Below are 14,615 nucleotides of genomic sequence, written 5' to 3'. Positions count from 1 at the left end.
TGCGGGATCAGGAAGACGTCGAATCATGAGGACGCGGGGCCGCGGCTCCATCGGCCCGCCGGGCCCGGACGCGTTCCAGATAGGCGCCGTCCATCGCCCGGATCAGCCGGTAGAACTCGGCCGTATCCGTGATCCCGGCGAGCCGGCAATAGGCGTCGATTTCGGCCAGGGCGATGGGATTTGCGACCGCCCCGCCGAGCCCCATGGACAGGCTCCGGCTGGCCGATAGGGTGGCGAAGGCTTCCGCCACCTCGTACAGGTCCTCGTAGAGTTCCGGCCGGTCGGCCAGCGCCGCCGGCTCCCGGCCGGACTGGGCCGCCAGCGTCTTCAGGAAGTCGACCCGGTCGCCCCAGTCGAACTGCCACCGCACGACGTCGCGGAGTTTTTTTCCGCATCCTCCAGGTCGCGCTCCCGGTACAGGTCCAGTTCGCCCGCCAGTTCCACGACCAGATCGCGGAAGTCGCGATAGGCCGGGTTCAGCAGCAGATCGCAGGCCGTCTCGCGGCTGTAGGGCAGCGGCGCGTCGCCGGCGGTCAGCCCGCGCCAGTCGAGCAGCACGGTCTCGGCCAGCACCTCGGCGGTGATCCGCTCGGTCACGGACTCGTCCAGCGAGCCCGCCCGCAGCGCCCGCCGATAGGGCTTCAGGCGCCGGGCCATGGCCTCGCGATAGCGGCGGTTGCCGATCCGTGCCAGACGGATCTGGGCATCGGAGGAGGCGTCGATGGTGGTCCACACGCCCTCGTCCTCACGCGCGGTGTCGGTCTTGAAACGGCTCAGGTCCATGGGTCGTCTCCTTGGGGTCTCTGGTGTCAGGCGGCGAACCGGTCGATCTGGATGCTGCAGTCGGTGTCGGGATCGCGCAGGGCCTGGAAGTCGAAATCGGCCATCACGTCGCGGTCGTTGCCGCCGGCCTGGACCCGCCCGCCGGTCAGCTTCACCTTGGGAAGGCTGACCACATAGGCGTTGCCGTCGCCGTCCTGGACGCGGAAGGACAGGGAGGTTTCGGTCCCGGCCAGGTACTTCTGGTACCAGGCACCGTCGGAGAAATAGATCGACACGCTGCCGGTCACGGTGCAGCGGCCGGCGCCGATATCGACGTTGCCGAGCGCGCCCACCGCCTGGATGCCGCGCAGCCCGTTGGCGACCCGCACCGAGAGCGCGCGCAGGACCGTACCCGCCAGCACCACCCCCGCCTCGCGCACCTCGCCGATATTGGAGACCGCGTTCATCACGTCGTTGACCGGCGCGGCCTGGGCGGCACCGGTGCCGACGGTAGCGTCGGCGATGGTCGCCGCCTTGCCCATGAAGGTGGCCGATCCGCGCAGCACCTGGCCGGTCTGGATGTCGAGGCTCAGGGTGTTGGCGACCATGCCGGTGAAGGCGATGAACTTGCCCACATCGGTGAAGGCCTTCTCCAGGGTGAAGGAGCTTTCCGTCACCCCGTTGCGCAGGACCGAGCCGATCATGTCGACGGTCAGTCCGGCCGCCGCCTCGTCCGCCACGGGCGCCGGCGAGACGCCGAGGCTGTTCGCCGCCACGCTGGTGACCTGGTAGTAACCGTTATTGGCGCCCGACGACGCGGCGAAGCCGGTCACCCGCAGCCACTGCCCGACGACGATCCCGGCCCCGGTGAAATCCGTGACCGTGCCGGTGAAGGCGCTGCCGGCATTGGAGGCGGCGATGTCGTCGGCGACCGAGACCGCCACCGGGGTGCCCCAGTCCGAGAACAGCGCCCCCGCCAGGAAGGCGTCATGAGCGCCGTAGCTCAGCTCGAAATCCACGTTGCCCGAGGCCTCGGCCCCGACCTGGATCAGGTCGACGATCTGACGGTCGGAGCGGACCTCGTTACTGGTCACGTTGCTGATGTTGTAGCCGAGGCTCTCGGACGTATAGCGAAGCTGCGTCATCGCCGAGGCCGGGGTGGTGCCCCAGACCGACTCCTTCAGGCTGTAGAGCTGTGCGCGACTGGTGTCGGCCATGGTGCCGTCTCCTTCGACATGGGATTAGACAGGGGGGATGGATCAGCGGCGGACGTGCAGGCGGAACACCGCCGGCTTGGCGCCGGCATAGGTGGCGGTGACCGACACCACACGGTGCAGGTCGCCGCCGATCACCAGATCGTCGCCCGGCGCCGGGTCGATCTGCAGACCATTGGTTCTTAGGGATTCCGCGGCGACGGTGACGAGCCGGTCGCCCCGGCGCACCACGCCGTCGGCATGGCCGGTTTCCACTTCTTCCAGAACGCCGCTCAACGCCACGTCCACGGTGGATTCGGTGACAGCGCCGGCCGTCGGGTCATAGCTCGGGACACCGGCCCGGCGCAGGGTCATGGGCGCGCCGGCCCGCTCGATCAGCCCGGCCACCATCGGCCGCAGCGTGTCGCCGAGCCGGGTCATGCCCGGATCACCGCGGCGGCCGCCGCCGACCGCACGAGACCGGCCAGCAGCAGGTCGATGAAGGGATAGGCCCTGCCCACCGGCGCGGTCTCGGCATAGCTCACCTCCACCGATCCGACCCGCTCGGACAGGACCCGCCCGCCGCGCTCGACCTGGGGAGCCAGTTCGTAGGACAGGGCGATCCAGGCCAGTTCGGCGCAGGCGTGCCTTACCGCTGCGGGGATGCCCGTATGGGTGCGGCCCTCCGCGTCGGTCGCCCCCAGGCGAGGCCAGCCGAGCGGTTGTTCGCCGACGGCCCGCGTGCCGATCCAGCGATAGCGGCCGTCGAGATAGGCGGTGGCCCGCAGCAGGCCCGCCTCGCGCTCGGCCACGGTCGCGTCCGCCCAGTCGGCGACAGCGCGGGCGGCGAAATAGGCATCGGCCTCGGCGAGGCTCGTATAGACGTCGGTTCCGGCGGTGACGGTCATGGTCGGCCTCCGATCAGCTTCGCTGCCGCCGACGGCGGCGCTTGCGGGTTTTCGTGGGACAGGCGGCGGGACTCGCCGGCGGCACGGGTGCGCGCGGTTCCTCACTCGGCAGCGGTGGCGGGGCGATGAAGTCGCCCTGGCCCAGCAGCCGCCAGTCGGCGTAGCGGCCGTCCTTGCGCGCCATGTAGTCGCGGTGATCCACGACGATCGGCTGGCCGGTGCGGGCATGCTCGAGCACGACCGTCGGTAGGATCTCGACATCGGACACGGGCATCTCCTTCGGCAAAGCTCGGGCACAAAAAAGCCGGGGCCGGTCCGCGCGAACGGACCGGCCCCGGCAGGATCCCGGCCGGTGGGGAACGGCCGGGCGGGAGGGACTTCGGGAAGCTCAGCCGGCGATGCGCACGGCCAATTCCGGGCGGACCAGCTTGACGCCCCACAGGACGTCGAACTCCCAGACCGTCTGCTTGTACTGACGGCTGACCTCCAGCCGCAGGGACAGGCCGGTCTGGGCGTCGGTCATGGCCAGGATCTGATTGCCGAGCGACAAGTCGGCGAGCCCGGCCGACAGCGGCCGCATGGCCAGCGCGAAGGCGTCGCGGTGGAAGGCCAGGTTGACCACGTGGCTCTCGCGCACCGTCACCGACGCGCCGTTGGCGACCGTCGATTTCAGCGCCGGCGCGATCGCGACCACCGTGTTGCCGGTAGTCAGGCCGGTCCCCGCCGTCACCACATAGGTCTGGTCGTGGCCGGCGAAGGAGATCACGTCGCCCGTCACCAGGGTCGGCGTGCCGGTATCGGAGGTCAGCGTGACGGAAGTATCGCCCGCCGTGCCGCCGGCCCCGGTGGTGATGGTGTAGGTGCCGTCGTCCGACGCGGTGCCGGACACATGGGTCGGCACGCCGTCATCGGCGAACCAGTCGATGCCGAACTTGCGGCCGACCTCTCCGTCGATCTTCACCGAGGACGAGCCGACCTTCTCCGCGTCGGAGAACTGGGCGAGTGCGAGGGCGTTGGTCTCGGCATCGAAGTCGAGCACGCCGCGGCGGTCGCTGCGCGGGGCGAGCTGCCGGTTCAGCAGCTTGCGCGCCAGGGTCGCGTCGGTCACGTCGGATCCGAACGGCGTGACGCCGGCGGTGCCCACATAGCCGGGAATGCCGACATACTCGGCATGGACGCTGGCGTTCACCGCGTTGGCGAGCGCCCGGATCGCCTCCGACATCTGCATTGGCACGAAGCTCTCGTCGTGGTCGATCTCCATGACCTCGCGGTCGGTCATGTGGAACCCGGCGCGTTTCCAGTTGTTGAGCTGGATCTGCACCACATTGGCCGCCAGCGAGGTCGGCACCGGCGGAGTGTTCGACGGCGTGACGTCGGTCGCCGCGATGGCGCTGGGCAGCGGCACGTCGATCGTGTCGCCCTTCTTCGCCGCGTCGGAGGAATAGTCGGAATTGACCAGGCGGGGCATGACCGCCTGCTCGCGCAGGGCCATCAGACCGCGCGCCAGGATCTTCGGCATGATGTCGGAGAGGCTGTTCGCCATGACGAACTCCTTGTGAAGGGATGAGGAAAAAAGGGGGGTCGCTCCGGCATCCCGCCAAGGCGCGTAGGGTCAGGCTCCGGCCGCCCGGGCCGGTGCTTGAAGGATCGTGCCGTCGCTACGCCACCCGAACCCTTCCGGCGGCGATGTCGGCGATGTGGCGGGCGACGGCGCGGGGGTCGGAGGCGGAGACCGTCACAGGTCCGGCGTCGCCGCGACCGGCGACCGGCGCACCGCTGCCGCCCTTGCCCGAGGCGTCGAAAGCCCGGCCGTAGACCGGATCGGCGCGCAGGGCCTCCACCAGCTCGGCCACAGACAGGGTCGTGCCATCGCCCGTCATCGCGGCGATGGTCCCGTCCTCGGCCATCGAGAGGTGGGACGCCACCACCGGTAGCAGCAGTTCCGGCACCCCATGGGCGGCCTGGATGGCGGCGCGGGCCTCGGCTTCCATGAGCCGGGCTTCCAGGGCGACGGCGCGGTCCGGTTCGGGAGCCGGGGGTGCCGGTTCGGGATCGGGCTGCGGAGTGGGGTCGGGCTCGACCGGCTCTTCCTCCACACCGTCGCGGGCGGCGAGTTCGGCCTTCAGCGCCTTGCGCTCGGCCCGTTCCTTCTCCAGCGCCGATTTCAGGCCGGAGACGTCCTCCACCCCCTCGGCGTCGAGGCGCCAGCGGCCGTCCTCAGTCTCCACGTAAAAGGCCCGCACCGCCTCCGGCAGCGCGTCCAAGGTGTCCACGTAAGCGGGAAGCGGCATCGGTCGGTCTCCGTCCGGTGAAAGCTCAGGCGAGGTCGGCGAGAATGCCGCGCCGACGGATCTCGGCGAGGAAGGTCGGCCGGTCGATCTCGCCGGCGATGCGGGCGCGCAGCAGCAGGTCGACCTCCTGGGCCTCCCGGGCGTCGAGCCCCATGTCGGGATCGAGGGTGACGCGGCCGGCACTGTCCGGCGGCAAGTCCATCCACTCCGCGGCGAGGCCCAGCGCGCGGGTCAGCCCCTCCTCCACCTCGCGCACCAGACCGGCCAAAGCGCTGTCGGCGCGGGCGGCGTCGATGGCGCGTTCGGTCGCGGTCGCCCCGCCGGTGCGGCCGACCAGCAGGTCAAGGCCCATCACCGCCATGCGGTCCTCCAGGTCCACCAGGTCCTGGCGGCCGGCGGCGATGGCGGCGCCGGAATGCTCCACATAGCGCAGGTCGGCGGCGTCACCGTCGCCCAGGATCAGCCGGTTCGGGCCGATCTCGACCCCGTCCTCGCCGACCTTCAGGTTCCGGGCGAACAGGATCGGCACGCGGGCCACATGCAAGATATGCCGCTGGTCCGAGCTCGACTGCCAATGGGCGAGGTTGAGCCAGGCCAGGTCCATCAGCGGCGGCCGGGCGGTCAGGAAGCCGGTGCGGCCGGCATAGATCGAGACGAACGGGATCCGGTCCAGGCTGGTCTCCCCGCCCGCTACCTGGCGCCAGCGCGCATCCTCGGAGCTGTCGGGCTTGCGCCAGACCGTCCAGCGGCCGGGCTCCAGTACCCGGACCTGCGGCACCACCCGCTCGCCCCAGGCGCCAGCACGCTCGACCACCGTCTCGCGGATGCGCAGCCGCTCCAGCGTCCCGCCGTCGCCGGCCCGCCAACCGATCAGATCGCGGGCCGGGACGTGGACGCAGTACGGTCGCGCGCCTCGGCGGCGCTCGTCGTGCAGGGTCTCCACGCCGTCGCGCGCCTCGGGATAGTCGACCAGCAGGTGAGTCACCCCGTCGGTCAGGGCAGCGCGCAGCACGTCGCGGGCGAAGGTGGTCAGGTCGCGGCCGCCGAGATCGAGGTCGCGGCACAGGGCCCGGATGCGGGGATCGGCGCCGTCGCCGAGGCTGGCCGGTTTGGCGAAGGGCTTGCCCGACAGGGTCTGCACCGCCCGGCCGAAGCCGTTGAACAGCACCGTGCGCGACAGCCGGATGCGATAGGCCTCCAGGCTTTCCCGCGGCTCGCGCGGCAGCCAGCGTTCGCCCGCCGCCCGCATCGCCCGTGTGCCGCCCTGCAGGTCGCCGATCAGCTCCCAGTCCGGGGCCATGGCGTGCCAGGCGGAGCAGGGGGTGGCGACATCCGCCTCGCCGCTCGCCACCGCGGGGCTATTCGCGCGCTGTCTCATCTTGATCTCCGATAGGTCAGCGGAAGTCGTCGTGCCAGAACGGGACGGCGACGGTCAGGCGGAAGTAGGGGCCGTCCGCCTGGCCGGCCTCCGACGCCGGGGCCGCCGCTTCCAGGGCGAGGCCGGGGATGGCGGCCGATGCGATCAGCGCGCCGATCTGATCCGACAGGCGATAGGCTCCGGCGGTGCCGGTGCCCTTCGCCACATGGACGACCGCCTTCAGGGTCCCGGTGCTGCGGAACCGCCTGGGCGTACCGCCGAACGACGCCTGCACCGTCTCCCCGCTCTCGACCGCAAGCCGGATCCAGGGGCCCAGCCCCGCCGGCGGGGTGAAGGCGACGTTCTCGTAGGCGATCGGCGTGGCGGACCAGCCGCCGGCGAACAGGCCCTCCAGGGCGGCGCGCGCCTCGTCATAGGTCATGCGGCTCTCCTCTCCCGGTCCGGACTCTCCCCATGCGACCTCTCCTCACTCCCCGGATTTATTCCGGGGCCCACTCTTCAGAGAAAGGGACGGAGAAGGACGATCTCCGTCCTTGCCGTTCCCGGCGTGGGCCCCGGAACAAATCCGCGAAGTGGCGCAAGACACGAGTGGCACCTCAGATCAGAAACTCCCTGCTCTCCGCCGCCAGCGGGCCGGACATCAGGTCGGTCAGGGCCCAGACCAGCGCGTCCAGCCGATCCGGTGACGCCTCTCCCGATCCCCCGGTGAAGCTCGTCATCTGGTCCTCCAGCTCGGGGAAGGCACCGGCATGGCGCACCTTGCCCTGTTCGTAGAGGGCGGCGACCGGCTCGGCCCGCAGGCGCTTGCCGCGGGTGGCGCGCACCGCGCGCACCGGCAGGGCCGGGTCGACCGTGCGCAGGGTCGCCGCCACCAGGTCGCCGCCCTGATTCACCTCGCAGACCACCGCGTCGGCCCGGTGCCGGCCATAGGCCTCCACCGCCCGCCGCGCCCAGAGATCCGGGCTCAGCCGGGCGGTCAGATCCTCCAGCACCCAGAAACCGTTCGCCGCATCGCGGCCGGCGACCACGATCCCGGTCTCGTCGGACTCCGCTCCGCTGGTCACCGCCGGATCGACCGCGACCACGATCCGCGCCAGGTCCGGCACCGCTCCGTCCGCCCGGGAGGCGGCCAGCAGCCCACGGGTCCACAGCGCGCCCGGCGTGTCGACCAGATACTCGCCCTCGATCTCCTGGCGGCCCAGGCGGGTGCCGTCGTAGCGCGCCAGGATCTGATCCAGGAACGCCGGCGCCAGATTGGCCGCGTTCTCCCGCGTGCCGCCCCGGGTCACCATGGTGCGCGGATCGGCCATTAGCCGCGACAGCCAGGCCCGCGGCTTCGGCGTGGTCGTGGCCACACAGCGCGGGTCGAGCCCGAGACGCAGACCGAGCATCAAGTTGTCCCAGGCCGCCTCGTAGCGCCATTTCGCGATCTCGTCGGCCCAGGCGGCATCGAATTGCGGGCCGCGGAGCTGGTCCGGATCGTCCGCCGAGAAGCAGGTCGCCATCGCCCCGTTCGGCCAGGTCACCCGCCGCTTCGACGGCTCGTAGAGCGGCCGGGCCCAGGGCGGGCAGCAGGCCAGAAGCCCGCTCTCCCCCTCCACCATCACGTAGCGGGCGTCGCTCGCGGTCTCGCCCACCAGGGCGATGCGACCAGCGCGCTGACCCTCGGCCAGGGCGCGGACCCACTCGGCGCCGGTGCGGGTCTTGCCGAAACCACGGCCGGCCAATATGAGCCACACCCGCCAGTCGCCCGGCGGCGGAAGCTGCTTGGCCCGCGCCCAGAGCGGCCAGTCGTGCAGCAGGTGGGCGGCATCCCGATCAGTAAGCCCCTCCAGCAGGGTCCGTGCCGCCGTCGGGCCCGTCCCCCGCATCCGGATCAAGGCGCGCAAGTCGGTCGGCGAGGGCGTCGCGGGCGCCGGTATAGTCTTCGGAATCGTCATGGTCGTCCTGTCTGCTGTTGGCGGCAGCGGTACGCTCGCGATAGAGGTCGGGCCGGTGGGCCCGCAGCAGGAACATCAGCAGAGAATCGGAATACTTCTTCACCGTCCCGGCGATCTGGCCCTGGTGGAAGCGCGGCGTGTCCACCCCGTCCATGGCGCGGCGGCGCGCCTCGGCATCCAGCGCGTCGGTCGCCATCTCCAGCGCCTCGGACCACTCCTCCGCGAACCCGGCATCCTCGGTCTTGAGTTGATAGGCGCGGGAGCGCGAGGCCTTGGCGGCGCGGGCCGCCGCGGACACGTTGCCGGTTTCGGCGAGCTTCTTCAGGAACTTGGCGCGGCGGGCGGGCGTCCAAATCTGCGCGGGCATGGCGGCCTCCGGTCGCAAACGCAAACGGGCCGCCCCTGGAGGGACGGCCCGTCTGACGGATATCGTGATCTGTGGAGCGGCATCGGCGCCTTTAGGCGTTCAACGATGCAGTGCTCCAAGCGTGAGCGAAGTTTTAGCCGCCTTTCTAAACCGTGTAAAGCGGTTTTTTCATATTGATCACTTTTTTCTTATCGTCCGCAGCCAGCAAAGCCCGGATCTGGTCGTGACCGCGGGCGACGATCTTGCGCAGGGTCACATGGCTGCGGCCGTCCATGTCCTCCAGTCGGCGCCAGGAAATCCCGGTCGCCCGCGCCCAGACCAACCGGCGGGCCTCCTCGTCGCAGGACAGCAGCCAGACCAGCGTCCGGTCCATCCGGTCGATCGCCTGGGGCGAGGGCGGCGGCGGTCGCAGGCCCGCCCCGTCCGCGGCGCCGAGCAGGGAGACGCTGTCGCGGACCACCTCGGGCCAGCTCGACAGGCGCGGCTTCGCCACGCCGCGGGGCAGGCGGCGCAGGGTATCCGCCGCTTCTCTGAGCAACAGGGGCACGGGATCGGGGGTCGCCTGCGGTCGGGTCCGGGACGTCGGGAAGGACGCGGCACTGGTCATAGGGAATCGCCTCCAGTCGCTATCATTTGCATACAATAGGAACAGATCAACCTATGGCATCACATTGAGGCATACAATAGGAAAATTATTCTGTACACCTGCGTATAATCGGAATATGATCGAACTCATGAAACTCGATCCAACGCGACGCCGCGTCCTCGAGCTGATCGCGCACCGCGATCCGCCCACGGACCTGAAGAAGGCGTCGATCGCCTGTGGCAAGAACCACGCCTATCTGCACCAGTTCGTGCACCGGGGAACGCCCCGGAAGCTGCCGGAGGACGTGCGCCATCTGCTGGCAGGCCATCTCGGCGTGGACGAGAGCGAGCTGCGCGACGGCGCCCCGCCCAAGGTGGTGTCCTCCGGCGCGCGCCAGGCCACCGAGATGACCACCCGGCGGGCGGTCACCTATGCAAGGGCGCTGACGATCGACAACGATCCGGCCGTGGCCGCCGTGCCCGAGGTCCACATCATCGCCTCGGCCGGCGGCGGCTCGCTGATGGATCAGGAGCAGCGCGGCGAGAACTGGTACTTCCCGGTCTCGTGGCTGCACCACGAGCTGCATGCCGACGCCGACAACCTGCGCATCATCTCCATCGACGGCGACAGCATGGAGCCGATCCTGGAGGCGGGCGACAAGATCCTGGTCGATACCTCCCGTAAGGCCCCCTCTCCGCCCGGCATCTTCGTGCTGTTCGACGGCATGGGGCTGGTCGCCAAGCAGCTCGAGCCGGTGCCCAATACCGAGCCGGCGCGGGTGCTGATCCGCTCGGCCAATGCCCGCTATCAGGACTACGAGCGCACGGTCGACGAGGTGTCGATCATCGGCCGCGTGGTCTGGTTCGCCCGCCGGGTGTGACCGCTCTCGAAATCCTCAACTCGACCCTTCCGGCCTCCGCCACAATTCGTTAGCATACGAACAAGTTTCTCGTAGGGAGGTCGATCGCGGTGAGCGGCAACGGCACACGCCCCATGGCGCGCATCGTCGGCGTCGATGTCGGCGGGACCTTCACGGATCTCGTCTATCTGGATGCCGCCCTGCCCGGCGGGCTGGCACTGGCCAAGGTGCCCACGACCCTCGACAACCAGGCCGGCGGCGTCATGGCGGCGCTCGAAGCGGCCGGCGTCGACACCGCCACCCTCGACCAGATCGTCCACGGGACGACGACCACCACCAACGCCCTGCTAGAACGCAAGGTCGCCCGCACCGGACTGATCACCACCAAGGGCTTCCGCGACGTGCTGGAACTGGGGCGGCGCACCCGCCCGACCTCCTACGGCCTGACCGGCCATTTCGAGCCGCTGATCCCGCGCGAGCTGCGCCTGGAGGTGGCCGAGCGCATGGACGCCGACGGCGAGGTGCTGACTCCGCTGGACGAGGCCGGCGTGGCCGCCGCCGCCGACGCCCTGAAGGATGCCGGCTGCGAGGCGGTGGTGATCCACTTCCTGCACAGCTACGCCAATCCCGACCACGAGCGCCGGGCGGAGGAGATCGTGCGCGCCCGCTGGCCGCAGGCCGAGGTCACCGCCGGCTCCGCGATCCTGTCGGAGTTCCGGGAGTACGAGCGCGGCACCACCGCCGCCGTGAACGCCACGGTCCAGCCGGTCCTGCGCCGCTACCTGAAGCGCCTGACCGACCGGCTCGAGGACGGCGGCTACACCCGCACCCTGCTGGTCATGCAGGGCAATGGCGGCACCATCTCGGCCGAGCGCGCCGCCGATCAGGCGGTGAACACGGTGATGTCCGGCCCCGCCTCCGGCGTGATGGCGGCGGCCTATACCGCCCGGGCCGCCGGTTTCGCCAACCTGCTGACCTACGACATGGGCGGCACCAGCTCCGATGTCGGGCTGATCATCGACGGCATCCCCAGCATCCACAGCGAGCTCGACCTGGAATACGGCATGCCGATCCACGTCCCGATGGTCGACGTGCACACGATCGGCGCCGGCGGCGGCTCCATCGCCTCGGTGGACGCGTCGGGCCTGCTCAAGGTCGGCCCGGAGAGTGCGGGGGCCGTGCCCGGGCCGATCTGCTATGCCCGCGGCGGCACCCGCCCGACCATCACCGACGCCAATCTGGTGCTCGGCCGGCTCGACCCGGCGCGGCTGCTGTCGGTGGACAACCCGGTCTCGCTCGACGACGTCCGCGCCCGCATCGTGGAGGCCGTCGGTGCCCCGCTGGGTCTGTCGGCGGACGCGGCGGCGGCGGCGATCCTGCGGGTGGCGAACGACCGGATGGCCGGCGCGATCCGCATGGTGTCGCTGTCGAAGGGCCACGACCCGCGCGACTTCGTGCTGTTCGCCTTCGGCGGGGCCGGCCCGCTGCACGCGACGGCGCTGGCCCGCGAGCTGGCGGTACCGACCGTCGTGGTGCCCGCCCGACCGGGGATCACCAATGCCATCGGCTGCGCCGTCGCCGACCTGCGCCACGACTTCGTCAACACGTTGAACACCCCGCTGGAGGCGCTCGACATCGCCGGCGTCCACGCGCTGTTCGCCGAGCAGGAAGCGGAGGGCCGCGCCCTTCTCAACGCCGAGGGTGTGGCGCTGGCCAGCGTGGAGATCCGCCGCAGCGTCGACATGCAGTTCCTCGGGCAGTCGCACATCCTTCAGGTGCCGCTCGATACAGCCACGCCCAGCCTGGACGACCTCGCCCGGCTGTTCGCCGCCGCATATTGGGAGCGCTTCGCCGTCGATCTGCCGGAGATCCGCCCGGTGCTGGTGAACCTGCACACCGCCGTGCTCGGCCATCGCCCAGCCGTGCCGCTGGCCCAGCTCGCCGCCTCGAACGACCGCGCCGCCACGGTGGCGGATGCGCAGGAGACCACCCGCGATGTCTGGTTCGAGGACGGCGGCTGGCAGGTCACCCCGATCTACCGGCGCGAGCGCCTGCCCGAGGGTGCCGCCTTCGACGGCCCCGCCATCGTCGCCCAGTTCGACTCCACCACCGTCATCGAGCCCGGCCAGTCGGCGCGGCTCGACGATTTCGGCAACCTTCTGGTCTCCGTCGCGTTGTTGCAGTGACCATCTCCACCATGTGAGGCTGCCGTCATGACATCGCCCCTTCTCTCCCGAGCCCTATCCTCCCGTGCCCGGGATCGGGTTTCGGTCCCCGACCGCTTCCCGACCCTGCTGGTCGCCGGCCTGGTCGGCTTCGCCCTGATCTGCATGGCCCTTGGCAGCGCCGGCGCCCGCGCCGCCGCCGAGACCCCACAGGAAGAGGTCTACCTGAACTACCAGATCGGCCTGCAGGCCGTCGCCAAGTGCCGCGACGTCACACTCAGCCACGAGCAGCAGCAGCGCATCGGCGAGCGGATCGACGGGCTGACCGGCACCGCCGTCGGCGCCGGCCGCCGCCTGTTCCTCATCGAGGAAGCCAAGGAGATCATCAACGCCAAGGGCTGCGACGATCCGGTGGTGACCTCCGGCCTGGCCGCCTACGACGCCAACCTCGCGTCGGCGGCCCAGTAACGACCATGGAGTGCCGATGACCGGACCAGCCGACCTCTCCCGCGATCCGCATCCCGCGATCGACCCGATCACGCTGACGGTCATCCAGAACGGTCTCCAGCAGGTCTGCAACGAGATGGACCTGGCCTTCTCGCGCGCCGCCTTCTCGCCGGTGATCAGCGAGACCCACGACCGCTCCGACGGCATCTACCATCGCGACGACGGCGCCCTCATCGCTCAGGGAGAGGATGGTCTGCCGGTGTTCGTCGGCACCATGCAGGACTGCTGCGCCACGGTGATCGAGCGCGCCCGCAACCTGCAGCCGGGCGACGTCTACATCGTCAACGATCCGTATCTGGGCGGCACCCACCTGATGGACGTGAAGTTCGTCAAGCCGTTCTTCTATAAAGGCGAACTGTTCTGCTGGCTGGCCAATACCGGGCACTGGCCGGATACCGGCGGGGCCGTGCCCGGCGGCTTCTCCGCCAGCGCCACCGAGGTCGAGCAGGAAGGCCTGCGCCTGCCGCCGGTGAAGCTCTACAAGGCCGGCGCGATCGACGAAGAGATCCTGTCGATCATCAACTCCAACATCCGCATCGCCGACCAGCGCATCGGCGACATCAAGGCCCAGGCCGCCGCCCTGACCGTGGGCGAGCGCCGGCTGACCCTGCTGCTCGACCGCTACGGCGCCGACACTGTCGACCGGGCCGTCGCCGAGATGCGGGTCCGCGCCGCCCAGCAGATGCGCGCCAAGATCGCCGCCGTGCCCGACGGGGTCTACGAAAGCACCGCCATCGTCGACAGCGACGGGGTGGTGAACGAACCGCTGACCATCGCCCTCACCCTGACGATCAGGGGGGAGGAGGCGCATTTCGACTTCTCCCGCTCCTCCCCGCCCTGCCAGGGGCCGATGAACAGCGTGATCGCCACCACGCGGTCCTCGGTCTATCTGGCGATGAAGCACATCTATCCCGACGTCGCCATCAACGCCGGCACCTTCGAGCCGCTGCGCATCGCCGACCCGGACGGGACCTTCCTCTACGCGAAGTATCCGCGCCCGGTCTCCGGCTGTGCGGCGGAGGTGAGCCAGCGCATCGCCGAGGCGGTGTTCGCAGCCATGACCAGGGCGGTCCCCGACCACCTCTTCGCCGCCCCGGCCGGCACCAGCGGCAACTTCTCGCTCGGCGGCACCGACCCGAAGACCGGCCGCGGCTATGTCTGCTACCTGATCTCCGGCGGCGGCTATGGCGGGCACGCGGGGGGCGACGGCATCTCCAACGGCTGCTCCACCATCGGCATCTCCAAGACCACGCCGATCGAGGTGGTCGAGCAGCGCTATCCGATCCTGTACGAGGAATATGCCCTGCGCGAAGGCTCCGGCGGCGCCGGGGAGCATCGCGGCGGCTTCGGCGTGCGCTACAAGGTGCGGTTGCGCCGGGGCAACGCGCGGGCCAGCTTCGTCATGGACCACGGCCGCGTCGGCCCCCAGGGCGCGCTCGGCGGGGCCGACGGCGCGCCGAACACGGTGCTGGTGGAGCGCGGCGGCGAGAGCTACACGCCGCTGCACCTGTCGAAGGAACAGGGGATCTCCATCACCGAGGGCGACGCCATCACCGTGCAGACCCCCGGCGGCGGCGGCTACGGCGACCCGGCGAAGCGGAATCCCGCCCTGATCGAGCGGGATCGGGTACGGGAGTACTACCCCTAGCTCGGACGCAC

At 70.3% G+C, this 14,615-nt stretch carries 17 protein-coding genes; 4 read left to right on the top strand and 13 right to left on the bottom strand.

Annotated elements, in window-relative coordinates:
• Positions 1-7 precede the first annotated feature (7 nt).
• The 13 genes from G578_RS0106090 to G578_RS28220 all read right to left on the bottom strand — a co-directional run bounded on the left by G578_RS0106090 (position 8) and on the right by G578_RS28220 (position 9,446).
• Positions 8-370: a phage tail assembly chaperone gene (locus tag G578_RS0106090; protein ID WP_028793472.1), complete on the bottom strand. Its 363-nt coding sequence runs from the start codon at positions 368-370 to the stop codon at positions 8-10.
• Positions 328-783 carry a hypothetical protein gene (locus G578_RS25040; RefSeq protein ID WP_038013718.1) on the bottom strand — a complete coding sequence of 152 codons (456 nt, stop codon included), beginning with the start codon at positions 781-783 and terminating at the stop codon, positions 328-330. Before G578_RS25040 ends, G578_RS0106090 begins: the two co-directional genes overlap by 43 nt.
• A gap of 26 nt (positions 784-809) precedes the next feature.
• Positions 810-1,979, bottom strand: coding sequence for a phage tail tube protein (locus G578_RS0106080; protein ID WP_028793471.1), 1,170 nt, complete (start codon positions 1,977-1,979; stop codon positions 810-812).
• Positions 1,980-2,021: 42 nt separating this feature from the next.
• Positions 2,022-2,396 (bottom strand): hypothetical protein, encoded by a 375-nt coding sequence (locus tag G578_RS0106075; protein WP_028793470.1) that lies wholly within the window; start codon positions 2,394-2,396, stop codon positions 2,022-2,024.
• A complete protein-coding gene (locus tag G578_RS25035) occupies positions 2,393-2,863 on the bottom strand; it encodes a DnaT-like ssDNA-binding protein (RefSeq protein ID WP_051244132.1) in 471 nt (156 codons plus the stop codon). Before G578_RS25035 ends, G578_RS0106075 begins: the two co-directional genes overlap by 4 nt.
• 13 nt (positions 2,864-2,876) lie before the next feature.
• A complete protein-coding gene (locus G578_RS0106065; protein WP_028793469.1) occupies positions 2,877-3,131 on the bottom strand; it encodes a hypothetical protein in 255 nt (84 codons plus the stop codon).
• 120 nt (positions 3,132-3,251) lie between these two features.
• Positions 3,252-4,406 (bottom strand): major capsid protein, encoded by a 1,155-nt coding sequence (locus G578_RS0106060; protein WP_028793468.1) that lies wholly within the window; start codon positions 4,404-4,406, stop codon positions 3,252-3,254.
• Between the two features lie 115 nt (positions 4,407-4,521).
• The gene (locus tag G578_RS0106055; RefSeq protein ID WP_028793467.1) at positions 4,522-5,154 is read right to left on the bottom strand and encodes a hypothetical protein; all 633 of its coding nucleotides are present in this window, start codon (positions 5,152-5,154) and stop codon (positions 4,522-4,524) included.
• 25 nt (positions 5,155-5,179) lie between these two features.
• A complete protein-coding gene (locus G578_RS25030) occupies positions 5,180-6,532 on the bottom strand; it encodes a DUF4055 domain-containing protein (protein WP_084618718.1) in 1,353 nt (450 codons plus the stop codon).
• Positions 6,533-6,548: 16 nt separating this feature from the next.
• On the bottom strand, positions 6,549-6,953 hold the full coding sequence (locus G578_RS0106045; RefSeq protein WP_028793466.1) for a phage tail terminator-like protein: 405 nt from the start codon (positions 6,951-6,953) through the stop codon (positions 6,549-6,551).
• 175 nt (positions 6,954-7,128) lie between these two features.
• Positions 7,129-8,403, bottom strand: a complete 1,275-nt coding sequence (locus G578_RS0106040) for a DNA-packaging protein (RefSeq protein WP_051244131.1) — start codon at positions 8,401-8,403, stop codon at positions 7,129-7,131.
• Complete coding sequence (locus tag G578_RS25025) at positions 8,351-8,839, bottom strand: hypothetical protein (protein ID WP_051244128.1); 489 nt, start codon at positions 8,837-8,839, stop codon at positions 8,351-8,353. Before G578_RS25025 ends, G578_RS0106040 begins: the two co-directional genes overlap by 53 nt.
• Positions 8,840-8,984: 145 nt before the next feature.
• Positions 8,985-9,446, bottom strand: coding sequence for a DUF6362 family protein (locus tag G578_RS28220; RefSeq protein WP_051244124.1), 462 nt, complete (start codon positions 9,444-9,446; stop codon positions 8,985-8,987).
• A gap of 127 nt (positions 9,447-9,573) precedes the next feature.
• On the opposite strand from G578_RS28220, the gene G578_RS0106025 reads away from it, so the two are divergent.
• The 4 genes from G578_RS0106025 (at position 9,574) to G578_RS25015 (ending at position 14,604) form a co-directional block, all read left to right on the top strand.
• Complete coding sequence (locus G578_RS0106025) at positions 9,574-10,305, top strand: S24 family peptidase (RefSeq protein WP_028793464.1); 732 nt, start codon at positions 9,574-9,576, stop codon at positions 10,303-10,305.
• 89 nt (positions 10,306-10,394) lie between these two features.
• A complete protein-coding gene (locus G578_RS0106020; protein WP_245565566.1) occupies positions 10,395-12,470 on the top strand; it encodes a hydantoinase/oxoprolinase family protein in 2,076 nt (691 codons plus the stop codon).
• Between the two features lie 27 nt (positions 12,471-12,497).
• Positions 12,498-12,917: a hypothetical protein gene (locus G578_RS0106015; RefSeq protein ID WP_028793462.1), complete on the top strand. Its 420-nt coding sequence runs from the start codon at positions 12,498-12,500 to the stop codon at positions 12,915-12,917.
• 16 nt (positions 12,918-12,933) lie between these two features.
• Positions 12,934-14,604: a hydantoinase B/oxoprolinase family protein gene (locus G578_RS25015; RefSeq protein WP_051244122.1), complete on the top strand. Its 1,671-nt coding sequence runs from the start codon at positions 12,934-12,936 to the stop codon at positions 14,602-14,604.
• The last annotated feature ends 11 nt before the right edge of the window (positions 14,605-14,615 follow it).

It is taken from the genome of Thalassobaculum salexigens DSM 19539 (assembly GCF_000423805.1).
In the GTDB taxonomy this organism is placed as follows: Bacteria; Pseudomonadota; Alphaproteobacteria; order Thalassobaculales; family Thalassobaculaceae; genus Thalassobaculum; species Thalassobaculum litoreum.
The sequence above is the reverse complement of the archived record's forward strand: the minus strand, read 5'-3'. Positions and strand labels throughout refer to the sequence as shown.

What these genes read in the sequence shown, in the direction of transcription:
- G578_RS25040 (WP_038013718.1), bottom strand. Translation starts at nt 783, where the DNA reads ATGGACCTGAGCCGTTTCAAGACCGACACCGCGCGTGAGGACGAGGGC.
- G578_RS0106080 (WP_028793471.1), bottom strand. Translation starts at nt 1,979, where the DNA reads ATGGCCGACACCAGTCGCGCACAGCTCTACAGCCTGAAGGAGTCGGTC.
- G578_RS0106075 (WP_028793470.1), bottom strand. Translation starts at nt 2,396, where the DNA reads ATGACCCGGCTCGGCGACACGCTGCGGCCGATGGTGGCCGGGCTGATC.
- G578_RS25035 (WP_051244132.1), bottom strand. Translation starts at nt 2,863, where the DNA reads ATGACCGTCACCGCCGGAACCGACGTCTATACGAGCCTCGCCGAGGCC.
- G578_RS0106060 (WP_028793468.1), bottom strand. Translation starts at nt 4,406, where the DNA reads ATGGCGAACAGCCTCTCCGACATCATGCCGAAGATCCTGGCGCGCGGT.
- G578_RS0106055 (WP_028793467.1), bottom strand. Translation starts at nt 5,154, where the DNA reads ATGCCGCTTCCCGCTTACGTGGACACCTTGGACGCGCTGCCGGAGGCG.
- G578_RS25030 (WP_084618718.1), bottom strand. Translation starts at nt 6,532, where the DNA reads ATGAGACAGCGCGCGAATAGCCCCGCGGTGGCGAGCGGCGAGGCGGAT.
- G578_RS0106045 (WP_028793466.1), bottom strand. Translation starts at nt 6,953, where the DNA reads ATGACCTATGACGAGGCGCGCGCCGCCCTGGAGGGCCTGTTCGCCGGC.
- G578_RS0106040 (WP_051244131.1), bottom strand. Translation starts at nt 8,403, where the DNA reads ATGCGGGGGACGGGCCCGACGGCGGCACGGACCCTGCTGGAGGGGCTT.
- G578_RS25025 (WP_051244128.1), bottom strand. Translation starts at nt 8,839, where the DNA reads ATGCCCGCGCAGATTTGGACGCCCGCCCGCCGCGCCAAGTTCCTGAAG.
- G578_RS28220 (WP_051244124.1), bottom strand. Translation starts at nt 9,446, where the DNA reads ATGACCAGTGCCGCGTCCTTCCCGACGTCCCGGACCCGACCGCAGGCG.
- G578_RS0106025 (WP_028793464.1), top strand. Translation starts at nt 9,574, where the DNA reads ATGAAACTCGATCCAACGCGACGCCGCGTCCTCGAGCTGATCGCGCAC.
- G578_RS0106015 (WP_028793462.1), top strand. Translation starts at nt 12,498, where the DNA reads ATGACATCGCCCCTTCTCTCCCGAGCCCTATCCTCCCGTGCCCGGGAT.
- G578_RS25015 (WP_051244122.1), top strand. Translation starts at nt 12,934, where the DNA reads ATGACCGGACCAGCCGACCTCTCCCGCGATCCGCATCCCGCGATCGAC.